Source organism: Tamaricihabitans halophyticus, from assembly GCF_004340875.1.
Lineage (GTDB): Bacteria > Actinomycetota > Actinomycetes > Mycobacteriales > Pseudonocardiaceae > Tamaricihabitans > Tamaricihabitans halophyticus.
This window is the reverse complement of sequence record NZ_SLXQ01000002.1, coordinates 107254-127613: the sequence shown is the minus strand read 5'-3', so window position 1 is coordinate 127613 and position 20360 is coordinate 107254. Positions and strand designations below refer to the sequence as shown.

Genomic DNA, 20360 nt, shown 5'->3' with positions numbered 1-20360 from the left:
ACCTCACGGCGTCCGCGCCACCACGAACACCCTGCGGAACGGGAACCAGGTACTGCCATCCGCACTCACCGGGTACGCGGTTGCCAACCGCGCCGCCAGCTGCTCCTGAAACCGCGCCCAGTCCGCCTCGGCAAGCGCGGCCCTGACCGGCCGCAGTGTGCTACCGCTGACCCAGTCGAGCACCGGCCGCTGCCCCGAAAGGCGCTGCGCGTAGGTCGTCTCCCAGGCCTCCACGAAACACCCGCGCGCGGCAAGCTGCTCCGCGTACGCCACCGGCTCGCGAACCGCGTCCTCCCCTGGCAACGACACCCCACCAAGCAGGTCCGCCCATTCGGCGCTGGCCAGCAGCTCCCGAACGGCCCGATGCGACGGCGCGCGGAAGTTGCCTGGCATCTGCACCGCCAGCCACGCCCCGGACGGCAGTTCGGTCACCCACCGGTCAAGCAACTCCACATGCTCCGGCACCCAGTGCAGCACCGCATTGCAGACCACCACATCGGTCTCCGGTTCGGGCGACCATTCGCGCACGTCGGCCACCCGCGCGGTCAGCCCCGCCTCCTGTGCTGCCGCGACCATCTCCGCCGAACCGTCCAGTGCCTCGACCCTGGCGGCAGGCCACCGTTCGGTTAACCGCAGGGTCAGATTGCCCGGACCGCAACCAAGGTCAACCACGCGGCGCGGCGACTCGGCCCCGATGCGCGCGGTGAGATCGAAGAACGGGCGCCCGCGCAGATCGGCATAGGCAAGATAAGTGCCAGGATCCCACATACCCGCACGCTAGCAGTACAAGCGTACTGTTGGAAGTGTTCAGCCGGGATCCGCTGGCTTGGGCAGTGTCTGCGCCACCTGCGCGGCGACTTCCGCCACCACCCGCTCATCGGTTCCGGGGTCGCAGCGCACCTGCAACACCACCCCCGCTTTACCCGGCACCTTGCGCTGCACGAATACCGCGCCACCACCGCCAAGCTCACGGCGATGGCTGGATTTCACGCTCGCCGTCACCCTCGCCTGTACCACCCGCGGCAGCTTGCCCGGCTTCGACAGCCCGAAGCGCCGCGCTGGCCGGTCCACCAGCAGCACCGCCGCACCAGCCGTGCCGCTCTGCTCTGCCTCGATGATCTCCAGTTCCTCACCGGTCCAGCTGGCCTTGCTGATCACATGCCAGCCAATCCGGCGACTGTCCTCGCCATGTGGCACCCACAGCCCCGCTGAGGTCGCTACCAGCACCGCGCCCTCCGCGCTCGTCGTGCTGGCGACCACGTGCTCGGCCTCGTCCAGCTCACCGGTAAAGCCAGCCGGCACGTCCTGACCACTGAGCTTGCGCCACATCCGACCGATCACGACAGATCACCAACCACCTGGTCCCGCAACGCTTTCCGGTACTGCTCGAGTGCCACGAGATCGCCGAACAGCGCGCGGTACTCCTCCGCGTCCTGTAATGGCGACAGTCGCTGTAGTTTCGACTTCACCTCGGCGATCTGCCGCCCGACCAGACTCTCCTGCAGGGCGGTCAGCACGCTGTGCACGTAGCGCTCATCCTGCTCCGCCTTGGACTGCATGGGTTCCACGGCCAGCTCACTGAGCAGCGAACGCAGCATCCCTTCTGGACAGTGCTGCGTCGCGGCGTCCAGCAGACCTGGCCCGGACAACCCCGCAGCGGCTCCCCCCGCGGCAAGTACCGCGCGGTGCACCGCGAGATAAGCCGGATGCGTAAAGGCATCCTCTGGTAACGAGTCGTAAAGCGGTCCAGCGATCTCCGGCGATTGCAGCCCTGCCTTCAGCGCCTCGCGCTGCCGGCGAAGTCGCGGATCCGCAGGGTCCGGCCGCGGAACCTCCTCGACGCTCGATTGCGTGGCAGCCGGCTTTTCCGCCGGTTTACGCCCGCCCTTGGCCGAATCCGGCGCGCCAGCGGTCTCCCGGACCCGCCGGACGACCATGGCTTCGTCCTGCCAACCGGTCCAGAAGGCCAGTTTCACCGCATATCCGTCCCGTTTGGATACATCCTTGATCCGTGCGACCACGGGCACGGTGCGCTGCAGCGCGGCCACCTGGCCGTCCACCGAGTCCAGATCGTACTGGCCAAGCAAGCTGCGGATAGCGAACTCGAACAGCGGCTGCCGGCGCGCGATCAGATCGCGAACCGCGACATCGCCCTTGTCCTGGCGGAGCTCACACGGGTCCATCCCCTCCGCGGCAATCGCGATATAGGTCTGCCCGGCGAACTGCTGATCGCCCTCGAATGCCTTCAGTGCCGCCTTCTGGCCAGCCTCGTCGCCATCGAAGGTGTAGATGATCTCGCCGCGTAGCGCATCGTCGTCCATCAACAGCCTGCGCAGCACCGACATGTGATCCGCACCGAAGGCGGTGCCACAGGACGCCACCGCGGTCGGTACTCCGGCGAGGTGCATCGCCATCACATCGGTGTACCCCTCGACCACGACGACCTGATGCCGCCGCGCGATCTCCCGCTTGGCCAGATCGAGCCCGAAGAGTACCTGCGATTTGCGATAGATCGGGCTTTCGCTGGTGTTCAGGTACTTGGCCTGGATCGGATCGTCGTCGAAGATCCGCCGCGCGCCGAAGCCGACCACGTCCCCGCTGAGGTCCTTGATCGGCCACAGCAGCCTGCGGTGGAACCGGTCGATCGGCCCCTGACGCCCTTCCCTGGACAGCTGCGCCTTGTACAACTCAGCGAGCTCGAACCCCCGACCGAGCAGGTGTTTGGTCAGCGTGTCCCAACCGGCTGGCGCGAACCCACAGCCAAAGGTTTCCGCGGAGCTGGCGTCGAACCCGCGCTCGGTGAGAAACTCCCTGGCCGCGCTCGCCTCCGGTCGCCGCAGCTGCTCCGCGTAGAACTCGGCCGCGGCACGGTGCGCCTCGACCAGCCGAGTGCGCGTCCCCCTGTCTCGCTGAACCGCTGGACCACCACCGGTGTAGGTCAGCGCAAGCCCGATCCGATCGGCAAGCCGCTCTACCGCTTCCACGAACGTGAGGTGGTCGAGCTTCATCACGAAGGCGATCACGTCGCCGCCCTCGCCGCAGCCGAAGCAGTGGAAGGCGCCGTGTGTCGGGCGCACGTTGAACGATGGCGTCTTCTCGTCGTGGAACGGGCACAGTCCTTTGAGCGCGTTGCCCCCAGCCCTGCGCAGTGCGACGTACTCCCCGATCACCTCATCGATCCGGTTGCGTTCACGCACCTGCGCTATGTCACTTTCCCGGATACGTCCCGCCACGGCATCCGAGTCTAGATGTGCGCGTGGCATCCCGAAGCACGGGACAGTGGCCGAGGTGAATCCTGGTGCGGCAAACTGCGGGTATGACCGTCAGCGAGGACATGCTCGCCGAACAGTTCCGCGACCTGCACCCCCATCTGATCAGCGTGGCCTACCGGTTGACCGGGACACTCGCCGACGCCGAGGACGCGGTGCAGGACACCTGGCTGCGGCTGGCCGCGCTGGCGCCGGCCAACCAGGCGGAGATTCGCGATCTGCGGGCATGGTGCACCACCGTGATCGGCCGGCTGTGCCTGGACCGGTTGCGTTCGGCCACCGCGAAACGGGAGCGCTACCTTGGCCCCTGGCTGCCCGAACCGGTGGTGACGCAGTTCGGCCCGGCGAGCGCGGATCCACTGGACGAGGTCGTCCGGGATGACGGGGTGCGGATGGCCGCGATGGTCGTCCTCGACCAGTTGCCGCCAGCGCAGCGGGTCGCCTTCGTACTGCACGATGCCTTCGCCGTCCCGTTCGATGAGATCGCCGACACCCTCGGCTGCACGGCGGCGGCCGCCCGCCAGTACGCCTCCAGGGCCCGCAAGGTGGTCGCCGACGCGGACCCGCCGCCCCGCGCTGCCATTCACGAACAGCAAGCCGTACTCGAACGCCTGCTCGGTGCCATCTCCGCGGGTGATCTGGCCACCGTGGTGGAACTGCTGCATCCGGACGCGGTGCTCACCGGCGACTCGAACGGCAAGGCACGGACCGCCCGCCGGCAGGTGGTCGGCGCGGACAAGCTGGCCAGGTTCTTCATCGGGCTTGTCGACATGTACGGCCGCGAACCGCTCAAGGCGGCGCGAATGTTGCTGGTCAACGGCGAGGTCGGGCTGCTGCTGCCGGAACATCCCGGCGACGGTCAGCACCGCGCGCTCGATCGGCACGTACAGACATTCGCGCTGCGCGACGGCAAGATCGCGGAGATCTACGACGTGGTCAACCCGGACAAGCTCACCCGGGCGCCACACGCGTGAGCCCGCTGGTAGACAGCTGGGGTTATGCCGTAGCAGCGGCGAAACCACCGGGTCAGGTGTGCCTGATCGGCGAACCCCACGGCCGAGGCGGCTTCGGCGATCTCGCTGCCGCTCGCCAGTAGCCGCCGCGCCGCACGCAGCCGCAGTTGACGCTGGTACGCGCTCGGTGCGAGGCCGAGGTTGACCAGGAAGGCCCGATGCAGCGCATAACGCGTGCAGCCGGCGACCTCAGCGAGTTCGGCCATCCCGATCGCCCTGGCGTAGTCCGAGTGCAGCAGCTCTACGACGTGCCTTAGCTCCCTGTTCCCCAGAGCCCTGTTCCCCATAGCGGAGTGCCGCGATTGCCCGATGGCGAGCTCGCCGGCTCCGCGCCGCGCGGCCAACGCCCGTACCGTGACAGCCAGCGACTCGTCACTTGCCAGCCTGCTGTCGCCGCGCAGCGTGTCATCGAGGTCGCGCAGTGCGGCCGCGAGCGTTGGATCGTGCAGTACCGGCTGGCGGAACAACGGCAGGCCAGCTGGTCTTTCCTGCTGGTCGGTGAGCAGTTCGCGGACAAGCTCCGGGTCGATATGGATGATCCGGTAGGTGAACCCGAGCTCGCTTCCCGCGTGCCCGTCATGTGGCTCCTCCGGGTTCAGCGCCAGCACCATGCCCGCCGTGCTGGTATGCGCCGCACCCCGGCAGCGGAAGCCTGGACACCGGATTCGGTGAGGCCGAACGAGTAGGTCGGATGGGTATGCCGGTCGTAGGCGTGCCGCCGGAAGTGGGCGTGCATCACCTCGACACCGCGATCCGCCCGCCAGTAGCGGGCCCAGTCCCCAGCACCGGTCACCATGCCATTGTGCCGGGCGCACGAGCGTTCAAGACCGGCCGGGCCAACCTGTCGAATACTGGGCCGATGACCAGTAGTACCACCAAGATCGCTGTCGTGGTGCGCGACGATACGGCCGTCTGGCAGCGACTGAACATGACCGCGTTCCTGGTAAGTGGTATCGCTGCCCGGCGTGCCACGGTCGGCGAGGACTACCAGGACGGCAGCGGCCAGCGCTATCTCCCGATGTTCGCGCAACCGGTTCTGGTGTATGTGGCCACCATCGACCAGCTACGCGGTGTCCATGAACGGGCCACGCGCCGCGAACTCGACTGCGCCGTCTACACCGCGGACCTGTTCCGCACCAGCAACGACGTGGACAACCGGGCGGCGGTCAGGGCGGTACCGACCGATGGGCTCGACCTCACCGGCCTTGCGCTCTATGGCCCACGCAACGGCGTGGACAAGGCGTGTAAGGGCCTTTCGTTGCACCCCTGACCGCATTCTTTAGGGATCTTGCGGTGGCTGGATGCGGTCTCCGGCGCGCCCGGCGATCGTGCCTGTTAGGGGTGTGCGATCCGCGCGAAGAAGTAGATCTCGCCGGTTGCCGCGTGCCGGACCAGAAACAGGAACGGCCGATCGACCGTTACCTCAACTGGTTCGTCGCGTGGCATCGCGACCATCCGCACCAGGACGGCGGTCGCCGCGGCACCTTCCAAACCTTCCTCGTCGACCCGCAGCACAGCTTCGTGCAGCGCGGCGGAGACGGCCAGCCGGGTGTCCGACGACAGCCCGGTGAGTTCGGCGCCCGAACCGAACAGCCTGCGCACCCCGAGCGTGCCAAGCGCGCTGCTCAACTCGGCAGCGGCGCGTACCTCGAAGCGCGGCAGCGACAGTCGCACCCTCGTCTGGCGCGGAGCGTCGAGTAGCGCACCCAGCCGTGGCCCGTCCAATGCGGCCTCTGCGGCCCCAAGTTCGCCGTCGGGCAGCAGGACGACCGCCTCCACCCCGCCTTCGGCTGGTAGCCGGACCACCTGCCAGCCATCCCCCGCGGCGTAACCGAGCTGTTCGGTCTGCCGCATCATCGACACCGGATAATCGCGATCGGGTGCGTGGAAGGTGTCCGGCTCGGTCTGCCGCGCGGCAAATCGAGCGCGCCAGGCAACCCGCAGATACACCGCGTTGACCAGTGCGGCCACCGTGGCTGGGCCGAGCTGTCCAGCCGGTATCAGTTCCGGGATCAGTTGCCGGGTCGTCTCCGCGACATCCGCGTTGATCCTCCCGCGAGCGGCCTCGGGATCGGCCCGAAACGGCGCGGTGGCCAGCTTCGCGCCGGGCCAACCGGCGAGATCGACCAGGAAATCCGGATTGATCGGCAGGTCCTCGGCCGCCCACAGGCCGTTCGCCACCGCCAACGTGGGCACCTCGGGTGCTCCGGCGCGCGGCGGGTCCAGAATGGCGGCCGAGGCAAGGAGCTCGGCGCGTTTGCCGAATTCGCCTTCGCGGTCGCCGAGCAGCAGGTCCAACAGCTCGGCGCGGGTGTCGCCGCTGGCGGCTTGGCTGACCATTCCGAGCGCACTGGCCACGGAGTACGGCGAGTAGCAGGAGTTGTGCCCGGGGTCGGCGCTGAGCTCGCGATGCAGGTCGAGCGCGAAGGACAGCCGTGCGGTGGACATCCGACTAACGCCCCTTTCTCGTCAACGCGCGGTGCCACGCCCGCGCCTGCGCGTCGGTGAGGGTGGCCACCTGATCTACCACGACGCGCAGCCGTCCCGCGTCGTCGTTCGCCAGGGTCCAGGCGCCTCGCAGCGCCGGATCCAGCGACTCCGGCGCGCGCTCCCGCAGCTCGGCGACCAACTCGGCGAGCAGTTCCCGCTCGCCGGCCTGCTGCCGAAGGCGCCGCGCATCGCTCATCACCTCACGGGTGGCCAGCGCCTTGAGCAACGCGACCTCCGCGGCCACCCGCTGTGGCACCCGTAGTCGCGCGGTATACCTGTGCAGCCGGCCGGCACCGAACTCGCGCCGGGTATCGATGACCGCGGCCGTGGCGAAGCGGCCAACCAGCTCGCTGGTCAGCCGCTTCAGCGCGACCTGCGCGCGGATGGTGCCGTCGTAGTCGCTCGTGGCCAGCTCGCCGAGCGCGGGCAGGTCGAGCAGTTCGGCGGCGACGGCTTCCAGTGTGGACACTGGCTCGGCCGAGTAGTGCTTGGCCGCCAGTTCGGCGATCGAGGCGCGTTCCGCGCTGTCTCGGAACAGGCTCAACGCGATGCGCCCGGCGAGTACCCCGTCCTCGACATCGTGTACCGAGTAGGCGACATCGTCCGCCCAGTCCATGATCTGCGCTTCCAGACAGGTCCGGGTGTCCGGCGCCCGGTCGCGAACCCAGTCGAAGGCGTCCAGATCGTCCGGGTACACGCCGAACTTCGCGTCTCCCGCTCGACGTGGCCACGGGTACTTGGTCGCGGCGTCCAGGGTCGCACGGGTGAGATTGAGCCCGTAGCCGTGCTGGTTACCGCCATCGACCTTAGGCTCGAGCTTGGTCAGGATGCGCAACGTCTGCGCGTTGCCTTCGAAACCACCGATCTCCGCGGTGAGTTCGGCCAGCGCGCGTTCCCCGTTGTGCCCGAACGGCGGGTGCCCGATGTCGTGCGCCAAGCCCGCGGTGTCCACGATGTCTTCGTCGCAGCCCAGATCGGCGGCGATACCCCGGCCGATCTGCGCGACCTCGAGGGAATGGGTGAGGCGGGTGCGCGGCACACCGCTGACCTCCGCGCCTTCCCCCGGCCCGACCACCTGCGTTTTTCCGGCCAGCCTGCGTAGCGCGGCGGAGTGCAACACCCTGGCGCGGTCGCGGGCGAACGGGCTGCGGGATTCGGTCGCGCCGGTCAACCCGCCGCGCTTGGCCGGCTCCGAGTGCCGCCGCGCGGAGTCCCATTCGCTGTACCCGCTGTCCACTGCGGCAAGCCTAGTGCCAGACACCGACGCCCCACCACGCCCGCGGCTCGCACAGCCGCAACGCCACCTCGCTAACGTTGAAGAACGCGATCACACACAGTCACCGCGAGCGGCTGGCTGGCTAGCTGAGCCCGCTGTCCGCGAAGTTCTCCACCGGTTCCTTGGACAGCCGGTAGTACAGCAACGCGCCGGTCTCCCTGATGATGTACCAGACCTGCGTTTCCCTTGTCTGCACGACCGGACCGCTGTGCGTGGGCGAGGCCTCCGCGTCGATACCAAGGTCGTTGGCCATCGTGCGCGCCCGCAGCGTATGCCACGGATCACTGACGATCACCGCGGAGTTCCAGCCGCGCCCTTCGGCTTCCGCGGACACCGCCCGCAACGTGCCGAGCGTGTCGCGTCCCTCACCGACCGCGACCACCTGGTTCTGTGGCACTCCGTTTTCGATCAGCCACCCGGCACCCACATCGGCCTCGGTGTAGGTGTCCCCGTTGCCTCGCCCGCCGGAGGTGACGATCCGCTCGGCCACGCCCGCGTCCAGCAGATCCTTCGCGTGTTGCAATCGTGCTTCGAGCAACGGCGACGGTTTACCCGCGTACTGCGCCGCGCCGAGCACGACGACCATATCCGCCGGCCCGCGATCGTCCTGGCGAGCGACCTGCCATACCCGAAAGCCCGTGCCGCCAACGACGAGCAGCACGATCAATACGACGCCGAGCGCAAACCTGCGCACGAACCGACCGATCGATGGGCCGTCCGGCCCTCGTTCACCCACTCGTCCATCCTCGCACCGTCACCGGGGAATCGTGGCATCGGCCACGCCCAGGAGCCGAGACAGTCAGCAGCCAATCAGGCGCGCGGCCAGGTAACCCGACAGTTTGTCGATCGACACCCGCTCCTGCTCCATCGTGTCCCGCTCGCGGACGGTCACGGCGTGATCGTTCAACGAGTCGAAGTCCACGGTGATGCAGAACGGCGTGCCGATCTCGTCGTGCCGGCGGTACCGGCGACCGATCGCCCCCGCGTCATCGAAATCGACGTTCCAGTTCTGCCGCAGAGTCGCCGCCACGTCCCGCGCCTTCGGCGAGAGCTCGGCGTTGCGGGACAGCGGCAGCACCGCCGCCTTGATCGGCGCCAACCGGCGGTCCAGCTTCAACACGACGCGCTTGTCCACACCGCCCTTGGCGTTCGGGGCTTCGTCCTCGGTGTAGGCATCGAGCAGGAACGCCATCAGCGGACGGCCGACACCCGCGGCCGGTTCGATCACGAACGGCCGGTATCGCGAACCGGTGGTCTGGTCGAAATAGGACAGGTCCACACCGGAATGGTTGGAGTGCGTGGTGAGGTCGAAATCGGTGCGGTTGGCGATACCTTCCAACTCGCCCCATTCCTGCCCCGCGGAGAACTGGAAGCGGTACTCGATGTCAACGGTTCGCTTGGCGTAGTGCGACAACTTTTCCTTCGGGTGTTCGAAATGCCGAAGGTTGTCCGGGTTGATCCCGAGTTCGGTGTACCACTGGGTGCGCTGGTCAATCCAGTACTGGTGCCACTGCTCGTCCTCGCCTGGCTCGACGAAGTACTCCATCTCCATCTGCTCGAACTCACGGGTGCGGAAGATGAAGTTTCCCGGAGTGATCTCGTTGCGGAACGACTTGCCGATCTGGCCGATACCGAAGGGCGGCTTCTTGCGCGAGGTCGTCAACACGTTCAGGAAGTTGACGAAAATGCCCTGCGCGGTCTCCGGTCGCAGATAGTGCAGTCCCTCTTCGGACTCCACCGGACCAAGATGCGTTTTGAGCATCATGTTGAACTCGCGCGGCTCGGTATACTGCCCGCGCACGCCACAGTTCGGACAGGGCACATCGGACAGATCGTCCTCGGCCACCGCCTTGCCGGTGCGCTCGGCGTACTCCTCCGCGAGTTGGTCCGCCCGGAACCGACGGTGGCATTCGGTGCATTCCACCAGCGGGTCGTGGAAGGCGCCCACGTGGCCGGAAGCAACCCAGGTCTGCGTCGGCAGGATCACCGAGGAATCGAGGCCGACCACATCGTCGCGGCCCTGCACCATGTACTTCCACCACTGGCGCTTGATGTTGTCCTTCAGCTCCACCCCGAGCGGCCCGTAGTCCCACGCCGACCGGGTGCCGCCGTAGATCTCCCCGCAGGGGAAGACGAAACCACGACGTTTGCACAAGCTGACAACGGTCTCAATGCGATCGGCTGGCACGCATGCTCCATAGGTGGATAACGACTACCTGGTGAACAACCAGCCTATCCCGCCGCTTCGCGGCGCCACGAACGGATTACCCACTCGTCGCGAAGCACGGTCAGCCCGCGGAACGCGGACTTGCCGGTCCGGACGCCTCGCCGATGCGCACCGTGCCCGCGTCCGCGGCGAGCACACTCACCTGACGGCCGGACGCGCCGCCCTCGGCATGCACAAGCACCTCGTAGTCCGCCGGTTCGTCCAGCAGCGCCTCGGCGAGCAACGGCACCACCCGCTCGCGGACCTCGAACGGGCCGAGCGCCTTGCGGTAGGCGACCACCGAGTCGAACTCCACGCTGAGCACCCAGCGCTCCGGTTGCTCCATGGACCGGCCGAGCACACCTCGGGCGCACCCCGGCTGAGCGGTGAGTAGTTCGAGCGCGCCGGCGACGCGCTCGGTGAACTCGGCCACTTCGGCCTCGGACACCGCGAACCGGCAGACCAACAGCATGACGTGCCTCACTTCCCAACCAGATATGGTGCGACACCAGAATCGTTTCGCGCCGACGGACGGAGGGCCCGTGCGCACACCTCGCCCCACCCGCGCACCGCTGCTCGCCGGCAACGGACCGCTGTCCAAGGTACCCGCGCCGCTGGTGTTCCTCGTCGTGCTTGCCGTTTTCATTACCGGCGTGCTGGTCAGCGGGATGGTCGGCGCGCTCCTACTCGGTGCGCTCGCCGCTGGGCTGCTCGTACTACTCAGCGCGACCTGGCGGGTACTCGGCACCGCGGACCGGCTGGTCCGGCTGCTTGTCGTCGGCATCCTCGCCGGCATCGCGATCGCGCAACTCAGTTAGTCCACGATCCAGCCGCACCGGCCGCGGAAAACGTAGAATGACTATCGTTACCCCTTAACTCGAGGAGATGGCGATGTCGTCGGTGAGCTCGGAGATCGTCGAAAACCACGATGCCGAGCAGCACGTGTCGCATGACGGCACGGCTTCCGGCCCGGTGCCGGAGGCAGGCACGCTCACGGCCGCCGGTGACCTGCTTCGCGCCCTCGCCGCCCCGGTTCGGATCGCGATCGTCCTGCAACTACGGGACGCCGGTCGCTGCGTACACGAACTGGTTGACGCGCTCGGGGTGACCCAGCCACTGATCAGCCAGCACCTGCGGATCCTGAAGGCGGCCGGCGTCGTGCACGGCGACCGGCGCGGACGAGAGGTCGTCTACCAGCTGGTGGACGACCATCTCGCGCATATCGTGCTGGATGCGGTGGCGCACGCGCAGGAAGAACACCCACCCCAACCCGTCGCGGAACGTGTGGAGCGACAATGACCACGATGAACCGTGCAGCACCCCCTGTTCCCGGTCGACGTTCGACCAAACAGCGCGCCGCAGTGGCCAACCTGCTCGAGCAACTGGACGATTTCAAATCCGCCCAGGAGTTACACGATGAGCTGCGCAAACGTGGTGAGGGGATCGGACTGACCACGGTGTACCGCACCTTGCAGTCGCTCTCCGACGCCGGCGAGATCGACGTGTTGCGCACCGATACCGGTGAGGCGATTTACCGACGCTGCTCCGCGCATCATCACCACCACCTGGTCTGCCGGCACTGCGGGCACACCGTGGAAGTCGAGGGTCCCGCGGTGGAGAAATGGACCGATCGGGTAGCGAGCGAGCACGGCTTCTCGCAGGTCAGCCACACCGTGGAGATCTTCGGCAGCTGCGCGGACTGCATTCGGCGCTGAACTCGCCGAGCACGCTCCGTGACCGCGTTCTTTAGGGATCTTGCGGTCACTAAGTGCAGCCACGGCACGTTCCGTGACCGCGTTCTTTAGGGTTAGCGCGGTTATTGGGGTTACTCGTAGGGATTACGTGGGGCGGAGACTTCGCGGAGTGAATCCACGCGTAGCACCGGCTGGTAGTCGCTCGCCTCGGTCGCCGTGCCCGGCACCAGCTGGCCGGTCACCGTGATCCAGTCATCCGAGCGCAACCCGGTCGCCGGCGCATCGTGCAGCCGGACCGAAAGCGGCGCGGCGTCGGCGGCACAGCAGGTGACCACCATCCTGGCCAAGCGCAGCGACTCGCCATCCCGAACCACGAACCCGGTCAGCTCGACGGTCCGGTCGTCCAGCGAGTTCGCTGTATCCCAGCCCGCCCTGGTGACGAACTCGGTCACGGAAAGATCCACTACCGCACCGCGCGGCAGCGGCGGGAACGCCGAATCCGTGGCGCCCGCGGTCGCGCGCGAGGAGTCCCGATCCACCGAATCGGCCCCGAGCGCCGGCGGCGCGACCACGAAGATCGCCAACACCGGCAGTGTCAGCAACCAGGCGCTACGGGCATGGTCGTGGCCGGCTGCCCGCGCCCTGGGTTGACTCGTCTTTGGTTGCCGCGCCTTGATGTCCCGCACGATCGCCACCGCGGCAAGCGCCAGGATCACCACACCAGCGATGATCAGCAGCGGCTGCTGGGACGGCTTCACGTAGCGCAGATAGGTGTCCCCGAACGCGATCTTCAGCAGCGCGCCGCCGGTCAGCACCAGCAGGATGTTCTGCGTTTCCCTTCTCATCGCACACCCCCGAGCACCAGCAGCCCGGCGCCGAGCGCGCAGGCGATCGCCACCACGAAGGTCGCGGGCGCGAAGCGCAGCGCGAAGGCCTTGCCGAAGGTCCCGGTCTGCAGGGCGAACAGCTTCAGGTCGACGGCGGGGCCAACGACCATGAACACCAGCTTCGGCAGCAGCGGCAGCGGCGCCAGCGAGGCCGCGACGAACGCGTCCGCCTCGCTGCACAGCGAGAGCACCACCGCGAGCACCGCCATTACCAGCACGCCGAGCACCACCTGCCCACCGAGCGTGGCCAGCCAATCCTGCGGCACCGCCACCGTGAGCACGGCCGAGACCAACCCACCGAGCACCAGGTAGCCACCGGCCTCGACGAGGTCGTGCCGCGCTGTCTCGGCGAAGGTCACCCACCGCCGGTTGCCCGGGTGTTCCGGCATCCTGCGTAACACCCGCTCGGCGATCCATTCGGCCTTGCCGAGCTTCGCCCACAGCCAGCCCATGAACACCGCAGTGCCCATCGAGCCGAGGAACCTGGCGAGCACCATGCCGGGCTCACCGGGGAAGGCGACGGCGGTAGCCACCAGCACGACCGGGTTCACCGCGGGCGCGGCGAGCATGAAGGTGAACGCGACCGAGGGCAGTACGCCCTGGCCGATCAGTCGCCTGGCGACCGGCACCGAGGCACATTCGCAACCGGCGAGCGCGATCCCGGCCGCGCCGGCCGTGGGCACCGCGAGTGCCTCGTTGCGCGGGAGGACCTTGCGCAGCACCCGCGCCGGTACGAAGGCGGCGATCGCGCCGCTGATCAACACACCGAGCACCAGGAACGGCAACGCCTGCACGCAGACCGCGACAAAGATGGTTGCGCCGGTCCGCACCGCGGGGGCGTCCAAGATCCGCTGCAGCCAGTCCTGCCCCAGCACGGCGAGCAGCACCAGCACGCAAAGCACCTCGAGCGAGGTGATTCGCCGACGCGGGCGCTCGTCCGCCGCCGACTCGGCGGAGTTCTTGGAAACGATTGTCACTGCACGAAGTGTGCCAGAGCCGGAACTGATCCGTGCTCTTAGTCCCCGACGAGTTCCGCCCTTAGTTGCGAAGCGGTGGACACCACCAACATCAGCAAGGTGCTGAGCGGCTCAGCGGCCAGCCCTTCGGCGGGGAAGGCATAACGCAAGGTCACATCCATCCCGCGCTCGGTGTGTACGACGCCAAGCGTGCCGAACATGCCCTGACCAGCCCGCTCCGCCGCGGACACCGCCATCGCCGGCTCATCCGGCAGATCCCAGGCCACCACGCAGGTGAGGCTCAGCACGACCAGCCCCTCGGCGAGCTGCATGGCCTGTACCGCGCAGGGCACTTCACCGTGCTGGAAGGTCAGCGCGCCGTCGTCATCCACGTACACCTCGTGGTAGCGCTCGAGCGCTTCCCGTGCCTGGCTCAGCAACGCCCCGGTATTCACCGCTTCGACGTCCTGGCCCGCACCCAAGTTAGCGTTCATTTCCGCTGATCACCGCTTTCCGGATGGGAATCCGTTTCGCTGCCGCGAGCGCCAGCCGCGGCGAAAGGTTCGGCCGGCTCCGTACCCGCGGCCCGATCGAGCGCGCCACCGAACCGCCGGTCCCGCTCCGCGAAACTCAGGCAGGCGCGCCACAGATCGCGGCGGTCGAAATCCGGCCACAGAATGTCCTGGAACACCAGCTCGGCATAGGCGGATTGCCAGAGCATGAAGTTCGACGTGCGCTGTTCCCCTGACGGCCGGATGAACATGTCCACATCGGGCATCTCCGGCTGGTAGAGGTACTTGGCGAGGGTGCGCTCATCCACCTTGTCCGGATTGATCCGACCCTCGGCGGCCAGCTTGGCGATCTGCCGTGCCGCATCGCCAACCTCGGCGCGCCCGCCGTAGTTGACACACATCGCCAGGTTCAGTCCAGGGTTGTCCCTGGTCCGCTCCTCGGCGCTGATCAACTCGTTGATCACGCTGCGCCACAGCCTCGGCCGCCTGCCCGCCCACCGGATGCGCACACCCATCTCGTCGAACTCGTCGATCCGGCGGCGGATCACATCCCGGGAAAAGCCCATCAGGAAACGGACTTCCTCCGGACTGCGCCGCCAGTTCTCGGTGGAGAACGCGTACAACGACACCCACGGCACGCCGATCTCGATCGCGCCGCGCACCGCCTCGGCCATCGCGGCCTCACCGCGTTTATGCCCTTCGATCCTCGGCAGTCCGCGCTGGTTGGCCCACCGGCCGTTGCCGTCCATCACGATCGCCACATGCTTCGGCAAGAACTCGGCCGGAATCTCCGGCGGCCGCGCGCCCGATGGATGCGGTTCCGGCTGGCGAAATACGCGCCGCGCCCCCGCCTTCCGCCTGCCTCGCACGTACGCCTCCCGGTTGATCGTTGCGTGCTGCCATAGCTCTTCGTTCGCGGTTACCGCGTGGACGGCGCGAACGACCCTACTTGCTAGTCGGTCGACCCCGATGACCTACTCCATATCAGCCCTTCTCCTGCCCGAAATCGGGCAGAAAGTTTGAAGAATCGCCGATTTCCCGGCAAGCTCGGTAGCTATGGACCACTCGGCACCCGCGGATCTGGTGCGCCATGTGGCCGCCTCCACGGGCCTGCCGCCGGCCACGGCAGCTCGGGTCATCGCTGATGTGCTGAGCTACTTCGGCGAGTCGACCGAGGAATTCATCCGGCGGCGACATCGCGAACTGCGCGGCAAGCAGCTCGGCAACGAGCGGATCTGGGCGGTACTCGGCGCGGAACTGGCCGCGCGTCCGGTCGCCGCGCCGGAGCTGTCCGCACGTCAGCTCCGGCGAATCGTCTACGGCTAAATCATCTGGCAAAGGGTCATCCGGCAAAGGTCATCTGGTACAGGAAAGGCTGCACCCATGTGCGGAATCGTCGGTTACATCGGCTCGCGCGAAGCCTGCCCGGTACTCCTCGAAGGGCTGCACCGGCTCGAGTACCGCGGCTACGACTCGGCTGGACTCGCGGTCCCGCACCGCGGTCGGGCCAAGGTACACAAGGCCGCGGTGCGCGTCGCGGAACTGCGTGCCCGGCTCGATCCCGCGCCCGCCGGCCGGACCGGGATCGCGCACACCAGATGGGCCACGCATGGCGAGCCGACCGAGGCCAACGCGCATCCACAGCTGGATGCCAGCGGCCGGATCGCCGTGGTGCACAACGGGATCCTGGAAAACGCCGAGGCGTTGCGGGAGCAGCTACGCGCCCGCGGGGTACGGCTGGTTTCGGATACCGACACCGAGGCGCTGGCACATCTGATCGCCGAAGCACTGGACGGTGGCGCGGACAGCCTGCGGGAGGCGGTACGCGCCGCGCTCGGCCAGGTGGACGGCACCTACGGGCTACTCGTACTGGACGCGCGTAAACCGGATGAGCTGGTCGTGGCGCGCAACGGTAGCCCGCTCGTGCTTGGCATCGGGGAAGGCGAGATGTTCATCGCCTCGGACCTCGCCGCGCTGGTCCGCTACGCGCAGCAGGTGGTGTACCTGGAAGACGGCGAGCTCGCCACGGTACGCGCCGGCTCTTTCGAAACCGGCACGCTCCGCGACCAGCCGAGCGCCGAGCGCGTGGCGGCAGCCCCGACCGCGATGCCGGTGGAGGCCAGCGCATACGAGCTCGATGGGCATCCGGATTTCATGCACAAGGAGATCCGGGAGCAACCCGAAGCGGTGCGCAGGGCATTGCGCGGCAGGTTGGACGAGCGGTTCAACACCGCCCACCTTGGCGGCTTGCGGATGGAGCCGCGCCGGCTGCGTGAGTTCAGCAGGGTGAAATTCCTCGGTTGCGGCTCGGCGTACTACGCGGGCCAGCTCGGCGCGAACCTGGTCGAGGAACTGGCCAGAATTCCCGCCGACGCCGAGCCGGCCTCGGAGTTTCGCTACCGCAACCCAGTGGTGGACCCGCATGCGTTGTATGTGGCGATCAGCCAGTCCGGCGAAACCGCGGACACCCTCGCGGCGGTGCAGGAGTTGCGCCGTAAGGGTGGCGAGGTGATTGGCGTGGTGAACGCGGTCGGTAGCGCCATCGCGCGGGAATGCGAGCAGGGCATCTTCCTGCACGCCGGCCCGGAGGTTTCGGTGGCCTCAACCAAGGCCGTCACCTCGATGAACGTGTCCTTCGCACTGCTGGCCACGCTGCTCGGCAGGGTGCGCGATCTGTCCACAGCGGACGGTAAGCGGCTGGTTTCCGGGCTGCGTGCGCTGCCCGACCGGATCGCCGAGCTGGTAGCCATGGACGAGCGGATCGCGGCCGTGGCCAACCGGTTTGCCGAGGCCAGCCATATGTTCTTCATCGGCAGGGTGCGCGGCTGGCCGGTCGCGCGGGAGGGCGCGCAGAAACTCAAGGAGATCTCCTATATCCATGCCGAGGCTTATCAGGCGGCCGAGCTCAAGCATGGGCCGCTCGCGCTGATTGATCGTGGGATGCCGAGTGTGGTGGTCGTGCCGGACGACGAGCTACTGGCGAAAAACATCGGCACGATGGAGCAGATCAAGGCGCGGGGCGGGCCGATCATCGCGATTACCGGTGCGCGGCTGCCGGACGGACTTGCCGACGCGGTGCTACCGGTACCGTCCGTGGAACCGGAGCTCGACCCGATTCTGCTCGGGATTCCCTTGCAGCAGTTCGCTTATCACCTGGCGAAGGTCCTCGGCCGGGATATCGACAAACCGCGCAACCTGGCGAAAAGTGTCACCGTTGAGTAGCCGGGCCATCCAGTTCGGCGTGCGGTTCGGCGTGTTGTTCCGCCTCCGGCACGCCGGCCTGTTCGCGTAGCCGGCGTTCGACGAGCGGCAGCGAGCGCAGGCCGCGTTCCAGATGCCACTGCAGATGCGCGGCGATCAACCCGCTTGCCTGGCGGCGGACCGGGTAGCTGCTGTGTTCGGCCCGTGCCCAGTCCCCGACCATCAGCGCGTCGAGCAGGATCAGCACCTCGGCCCCCGGGTTCACCGAGCCCGCGGGACGACAGCGCGCGCACACCGCCCCGCCCGCGGCCACGTTGAACGCCGGATGGGGGCCGGGGCTGGCACAGCGGGCGCATTCCACGATCGCCGGTTCCCAGCCGGCGAAGGCCATCGCCCGCAGCAGGAACGCGTCCAGCACCAGTGCCGCGTCCCGCTCGCCGCCGGCAAGCGCGCGTAGCGCGCCGATCACCAGCAGGTACAGCCGAAGCACCGGCTCGCCCTCTTCGGCGCACAGCCGGTCGGCGGTCTCCAGGATCGCGCTGGCCACCGTGTAGCGCTGGTAGTCGGCCACGATCGGCGAGCCGAAAGCGTCCACGGTCTGCACCTGGGTGATCACATCGAGCGTGCGACCGGTGTAGAACTGCACATCAACGTGACCAAACGGCTCCAGCCGGGCGCCGAAGCGCGAGCCCGTTCTGCGGACTCCCTTCGCGACCGCACGCACTTTGCCGAACTTGCGCGTGATCAGCGTGATGATCCGGTCGGCCTCGCCCAGCTTCTGCACCCGCACAACGATTCCGGTGTCGCGGTACAGGCTCACCGGTCCATTCTAAACTCGCCAACCTTGAAGAACGCGGTTACCGAGTGTGCTGGCGCTGGGCGGCGGCGATCGGAACAGCGATCAGCAGGATCACCGCGGAGAGCAACAACCCGGCCCGCACACCATCCGCGCTGTCCGAAAGAACGCCGGCCAACACCGGCCCCAAACACTGGCCAAGCGCGAACGCGGTGGTCAACCCGCCGATCGCGGCGGTCAACTGATGCGCCGGCACGATCCGTTGGGCCACCGCGGTCATCGCCGCGGCGACCACCAGGAACGCCACCCCGAACACCACGGCCGAGCCGATCGCCATCGCCGCCGAAGCGGACAGCAGCGGGATCGCCGCGCCCACCGTGACGACGCTCAACACGATCGCCGGACCACGCCCGCCGGACCAGGCACCGAGCGGCGGACCCCAGAGAAACCCACTCCCGATCGACACCAATCCGAGTACCGCCCAGAAAACGGTGACCTCGGCCGTGGATCTACCCGCATCGCGCAGAAAAGCCACGATGAACGTCATGTACGCGATATAGCCGACGCCGAACAGCGTGTACGCCAGCAGTAGCGGCGCCAGCTTGGCCACCGGCCACCGGCCACGACCCCGCTCCGTCACCGGTTCCGGGCTACGCAGGACCGCCGGTATCGCGCCGAGCGCGGCGAATCCGGCGAGCACCCCGAGTACGACCCAGCCCCACCGCCAACCGGTAGCCGGGTCCAGCGCGCCGAGCAACGGCGGGAGCGCGACCGCCGAGCAGAAAATGCCGATCCCCGAACCGCCGAAGTAGCAGCCGAGCAACAGCCCGGCCCTGCGGCCAGTCAAGCCCTCCCCGAGCTTGGCCACGAGCGCACCGCCAAGCACGAAGGTGGCCGCCCCGGCGATACCGGAAAGCAACCGCAGCACCAGGAGCAGCGGGGTACTCGCCGTCGCCGCCGAAAGCAGCACGGTGATCGCGGTCCCCGCGAGGCCGAACAGGAAGACATTCCTGGCGCCGAACCGGGTAGCGAGTCGCGCGGCAAGCAGCGCGCCAACCAGATAACCGAGCGCGTTCGCCGCGTTCATCGCGCCGGCGATCGCAAACGACCAGTCCAGTGCCGCGCGCATGGCCGGCAGCAACAGCGCGTAGGCGAACCGGGCGAGACCGAGCGCGCAGGCCGGACCGAGCGATAGCCCGAGCGCCCGTACGACGAGCCGGCCGTACTGGCTCAGGACTTACGTCCGACCGCGGCATACACCCCGGACCGCTTGGCCTCCTCGGTGCCCACCTGGTCCAGCTCCTCGGGGCGCCACAGTGGCGTGAAGATGAGCCCGGGTTCGATGAGCTCGATCCCGTCGAGGAGCGCGGCCACCTCGGCACGGCTGCGTAGGGTCACCGGATTCGCGGTGTTCTTGTACTGGTCTCCGACCGTCTGGATATCCTCCCGGTTATCCATGGTGCCGTGGGAGAGCGCGAGATAGCTGCCCGCGCAGACGGCGTCCCAGTAGCGCGCGATGAGTCCCTTCGGATCCCCTTCGTCCGGCACGAAATGCAGCACCGCGCACAGGATCACCGCAATCGGCTGGTCGAAGTCGAGCAGCTCGCGGGTATTCGGATGGGCCAGTACCCGACCCGGATCGGTGATATCGGCCGCGACCACGGTGGCGTTCGGATTGTCTTCGAGCAGTAGCTGACTATGCGCGACCGCCACGGCCTCGTTGTCCACATACACCACTCGAGCGGCTGGATCGATAGCCTGGGCGATCTCGTGCACATTGCCTACCGTCGGGATCCCCGAGCCGAGGTCGAGGAACTGCCGGATACCCAGTCCGCACAGCTCGCGCACGGCACGCTGCAGAAAGCGCCGGTTGCGCATCGCGAGCGTGGTCGCCTCGGGCATCATCTCCGCGATCTTGCCGGCGAATTCCCTGTCCACGTCAAAGTTGTGCGCGCCACCGAGAAAGTAGTCGTACACCCGTGCCGCGTTCGGCCGCGCCAGGTCGACGTCCGTGGGCACCCACGAATCCGCTGGCTTGCCCCATTCCTCGCTCATCCGCA

General features: G+C 67.8%; 23 protein-coding genes and 1 pseudogene. 7 read left to right on the top strand and 17 right to left on the bottom strand.

Annotation, left to right across the window (positions count from 1 at the left end):
* Nucleotides 1-3: 3 nt before the first annotated feature.
* The 3 genes from EV191_RS08195 to dnaG are packed head-to-tail and all read right to left on the bottom strand — an operon-like array spanning nucleotide 4 to nucleotide 3263.
* On the bottom strand, nucleotides 4-768 hold the full coding sequence (locus EV191_RS08195; protein ID WP_132876326.1) for a trans-aconitate 2-methyltransferase: 765 nt from the start codon (nucleotides 766-768) through the stop codon (nucleotides 4-6).
* 39 nt (nucleotides 769-807) lie between these two features.
* Nucleotides 808-1341 carry a hypothetical protein gene (locus EV191_RS08190; protein WP_341539600.1) on the bottom strand — a complete coding sequence of 178 codons (534 nt, stop codon included), beginning with the start codon at nucleotides 1339-1341 and terminating at the stop codon, nucleotides 808-810.
* A complete protein-coding gene (gene dnaG, locus EV191_RS08185) occupies nucleotides 1338-3263 on the bottom strand; it encodes a DNA primase (protein WP_132876325.1) in 1926 nt (641 codons plus the stop codon). Before dnaG ends, EV191_RS08190 begins: the two co-directional genes overlap by 4 nt.
* A 53-nt stretch (nucleotides 3264-3316) precedes the next feature.
* Here dnaG and EV191_RS08180 point away from each other — a divergent pair, with 53 nt between their 5' ends.
* Nucleotides 3317-4243, top strand: coding sequence for a sigma-70 family RNA polymerase sigma factor (locus tag EV191_RS08180; protein ID WP_132876324.1), 927 nt, complete (start codon nucleotides 3317-3319; stop codon nucleotides 4241-4243).
* Here the strand turns inward: EV191_RS08180 and EV191_RS30520 are convergent.
* Nucleotides 4195-4488 carry a helix-turn-helix domain-containing protein gene (locus tag EV191_RS30520; protein ID WP_243658863.1) on the bottom strand — a complete coding sequence of 98 codons (294 nt, stop codon included), beginning with the start codon at nucleotides 4486-4488 and terminating at the stop codon, nucleotides 4195-4197. The two genes, EV191_RS08180 and EV191_RS30520, sit on opposite strands and share 49 nt — an antisense overlap.
* A 228-nt stretch (nucleotides 4489-4716) precedes the next feature.
* A pseudogene (locus tag EV191_RS30515) lies at nucleotides 4717-5018 on the bottom strand (AraC family ligand binding domain-containing protein); the annotation flags it as partial.
* Nucleotides 5019-5141: 123 nt separating this feature from the next.
* Here EV191_RS30515 and EV191_RS08170 point away from each other — a divergent pair.
* Nucleotides 5142-5552 carry a DUF2000 domain-containing protein gene (locus tag EV191_RS08170; RefSeq protein WP_132876323.1) on the top strand — a complete coding sequence of 137 codons (411 nt, stop codon included), beginning with the start codon at nucleotides 5142-5144 and terminating at the stop codon, nucleotides 5550-5552.
* Between the two features lie 65 nt (nucleotides 5553-5617).
* On the opposite strand, the gene EV191_RS08165 is transcribed toward EV191_RS08170, so the two are convergent.
* The 5 genes from EV191_RS08165 to EV191_RS08145 form a co-directional block, all read right to left on the bottom strand.
* Nucleotides 5618-6730, bottom strand: coding sequence for a serpin family protein (locus EV191_RS08165; RefSeq protein ID WP_132876322.1), 1113 nt, complete (start codon nucleotides 6728-6730; stop codon nucleotides 5618-5620).
* 4 nt (nucleotides 6731-6734) lie between these two features.
* Nucleotides 6735-8033, bottom strand: a complete 1299-nt coding sequence (locus EV191_RS08160; RefSeq protein WP_243658827.1) for a deoxyguanosinetriphosphate triphosphohydrolase — start codon at nucleotides 8031-8033, stop codon at nucleotides 6735-6737.
* A 97-nt stretch (nucleotides 8034-8130) separates the two neighbouring features.
* Nucleotides 8131-8784, bottom strand: a complete 654-nt coding sequence (locus tag EV191_RS08155) for a YdcF family protein (protein WP_243658826.1) — start codon at nucleotides 8782-8784, stop codon at nucleotides 8131-8133.
* Nucleotides 8785-8847: 63 nt separating this feature from the next.
* Nucleotides 8848-10236, bottom strand: coding sequence for a glycine--tRNA ligase (locus EV191_RS08150; protein WP_132876321.1), 1389 nt, complete (start codon nucleotides 10234-10236; stop codon nucleotides 8848-8850).
* 100 nt (nucleotides 10237-10336) lie between these two features.
* Nucleotides 10337-10738, bottom strand: coding sequence for an antibiotic biosynthesis monooxygenase (locus EV191_RS08145; RefSeq protein ID WP_243658825.1), 402 nt, complete (start codon nucleotides 10736-10738; stop codon nucleotides 10337-10339).
* A gap of 58 nt (nucleotides 10739-10796) precedes the next feature.
* Between EV191_RS08145 and EV191_RS08140 the strand changes: the two genes are divergently transcribed.
* The 3 genes from EV191_RS08140 to EV191_RS08130 all read left to right on the top strand — a co-directional run bounded on the left by EV191_RS08140 (nucleotide 10797) and on the right by EV191_RS08130 (nucleotide 11969).
* The gene (locus EV191_RS08140) at nucleotides 10797-11072 is read left to right on the top strand and encodes a DUF6703 family protein (RefSeq protein ID WP_132876319.1); all 276 of its coding nucleotides are present in this window, start codon (nucleotides 10797-10799) and stop codon (nucleotides 11070-11072) included.
* Nucleotides 11073-11145: 73 nt separating this feature from the next.
* A complete protein-coding gene (locus EV191_RS08135; RefSeq protein ID WP_132876318.1) occupies nucleotides 11146-11553 on the top strand; it encodes an ArsR/SmtB family transcription factor in 408 nt (135 codons plus the stop codon).
* On the top strand, nucleotides 11550-11969 hold the full coding sequence (locus tag EV191_RS08130) for a Fur family transcriptional regulator (RefSeq protein WP_132876317.1): 420 nt from the start codon (nucleotides 11550-11552) through the stop codon (nucleotides 11967-11969). Before EV191_RS08135 ends, EV191_RS08130 begins: the two co-directional genes overlap by 4 nt.
* A gap of 110 nt (nucleotides 11970-12079) precedes the next feature.
* Here the strand turns inward: EV191_RS08130 and EV191_RS08125 are convergent, their stop codons facing one another.
* The 4 genes from EV191_RS08125 to EV191_RS08110 are packed head-to-tail and all read right to left on the bottom strand — an operon-like array spanning nucleotide 12080 to nucleotide 15172.
* Entirely contained in the window at nucleotides 12080-12793 is a 714-nt protein-coding gene (locus EV191_RS08125; protein WP_132876316.1) for a TIGR03943 family putative permease subunit, read from the bottom strand.
* Nucleotides 12790-13812 carry a permease gene (locus EV191_RS08120; RefSeq protein WP_424565439.1) on the bottom strand — a complete coding sequence of 341 codons (1023 nt, stop codon included), beginning with the start codon at nucleotides 13810-13812 and terminating at the stop codon, nucleotides 12790-12792. Before EV191_RS08120 ends, EV191_RS08125 begins: the two co-directional genes overlap by 4 nt.
* Nucleotides 13813-13850: 38 nt before the next feature.
* Nucleotides 13851-14285, bottom strand: coding sequence for a hypothetical protein (locus EV191_RS08115; RefSeq protein ID WP_132876314.1), 435 nt, complete (start codon nucleotides 14283-14285; stop codon nucleotides 13851-13853).
* Complete coding sequence (locus EV191_RS08110; protein ID WP_132876313.1) at nucleotides 14282-15172, bottom strand: isoprenyl transferase; 891 nt, start codon at nucleotides 15170-15172, stop codon at nucleotides 14282-14284. Before EV191_RS08110 ends, EV191_RS08115 begins: the two co-directional genes overlap by 4 nt.
* Before the next feature lie 187 nt (nucleotides 15173-15359).
* Between EV191_RS08110 and EV191_RS08105 the strand changes: the two genes are divergently transcribed.
* Both EV191_RS08105 and glmS read left to right on the top strand, forming a co-directional pair.
* Entirely contained in the window at nucleotides 15360-15629 is a 270-nt protein-coding gene (locus EV191_RS08105; RefSeq protein WP_132876312.1) for a hypothetical protein, read from the top strand.
* 57 nt (nucleotides 15630-15686) lie between these two features.
* The gene (gene glmS, locus EV191_RS08100; RefSeq protein ID WP_132876311.1) at nucleotides 15687-17525 is read left to right on the top strand and encodes a glutamine--fructose-6-phosphate transaminase (isomerizing); all 1839 of its coding nucleotides are present in this window, start codon (nucleotides 15687-15689) and stop codon (nucleotides 17523-17525) included.
* On the opposite strand, the gene recO is transcribed toward glmS, so the two are convergent.
* From recO to EV191_RS08085, 3 genes are read right to left on the bottom strand one after another with little or no spacing between them, the layout of a single operon-like run.
* Nucleotides 17512-18324, bottom strand: coding sequence for a DNA repair protein RecO (gene recO / locus EV191_RS08095; protein ID WP_132876310.1), 813 nt, complete (start codon nucleotides 18322-18324; stop codon nucleotides 17512-17514). The genes glmS and recO overlap by 14 nt on opposite strands.
* A gap of 37 nt (nucleotides 18325-18361) precedes the next feature.
* Nucleotides 18362-19534: a YbfB/YjiJ family MFS transporter gene (locus tag EV191_RS08090; protein ID WP_132876309.1), complete on the bottom strand. Its 1173-nt coding sequence runs from the start codon at nucleotides 19532-19534 to the stop codon at nucleotides 18362-18364.
* Entirely contained in the window at nucleotides 19531-20355 is an 825-nt protein-coding gene (locus EV191_RS08085) for an SAM-dependent methyltransferase (RefSeq protein WP_132876308.1), read from the bottom strand. The genes EV191_RS08090 and EV191_RS08085 overlap by 4 nt, the downstream gene beginning before the upstream one ends.
* Nucleotides 20356-20360: the final 5 nt, after the last annotated feature.

Coding starts and splice junctions, on each gene's coding strand:
- glmS (WP_132876311.1), top strand. CDS start 15,687: ATGTGCGGAATCGTCGGTTACATCGGCTCGCGCGAAGCCTGCCCGGTA.
- EV191_RS08170 (WP_132876323.1), top strand. CDS start 5,142: ATGACCAGTAGTACCACCAAGATCGCTGTCGTGGTGCGCGACGATACG.
- EV191_RS08130 (WP_132876317.1), top strand. CDS start 11,550: ATGACCACGATGAACCGTGCAGCACCCCCTGTTCCCGGTCGACGTTCG.
- EV191_RS08115 (WP_132876314.1), bottom strand. CDS start 14,285: ATGAACGCTAACTTGGGTGCGGGCCAGGACGTCGAAGCGGTGAATACC.
- EV191_RS08105 (WP_132876312.1), top strand. CDS start 15,360: ATGGACCACTCGGCACCCGCGGATCTGGTGCGCCATGTGGCCGCCTCC.
- EV191_RS08135 (WP_132876318.1), top strand. CDS start 11,146: ATGTCGTCGGTGAGCTCGGAGATCGTCGAAAACCACGATGCCGAGCAG.
- EV191_RS08195 (WP_132876326.1), bottom strand. CDS start 768: ATGTGGGATCCTGGCACTTATCTTGCCTATGCCGATCTGCGCGGGCGC.
- dnaG (WP_132876325.1), bottom strand. CDS start 3,263: ATGCCACGCGCACATCTAGACTCGGATGCCGTGGCGGGACGTATCCGG.
- EV191_RS08165 (WP_132876322.1), bottom strand. CDS start 6,730: ATGTCCACCGCACGGCTGTCCTTCGCGCTCGACCTGCATCGCGAGCTC.
- EV191_RS08125 (WP_132876316.1), bottom strand. CDS start 12,793: ATGAGAAGGGAAACGCAGAACATCCTGCTGGTGCTGACCGGCGGCGCG.
- EV191_RS08180 (WP_132876324.1), top strand. CDS start 3,317: ATGACCGTCAGCGAGGACATGCTCGCCGAACAGTTCCGCGACCTGCAC.
- EV191_RS30520 (WP_243658863.1), bottom strand. CDS start 4,488: ATGGCCGAACTCGCTGAGGTCGCCGGCTGCACGCGTTATGCGCTGCAT.
- EV191_RS08085 (WP_132876308.1), bottom strand. CDS start 20,355: ATGAGCGAGGAATGGGGCAAGCCAGCGGATTCGTGGGTGCCCACGGAC.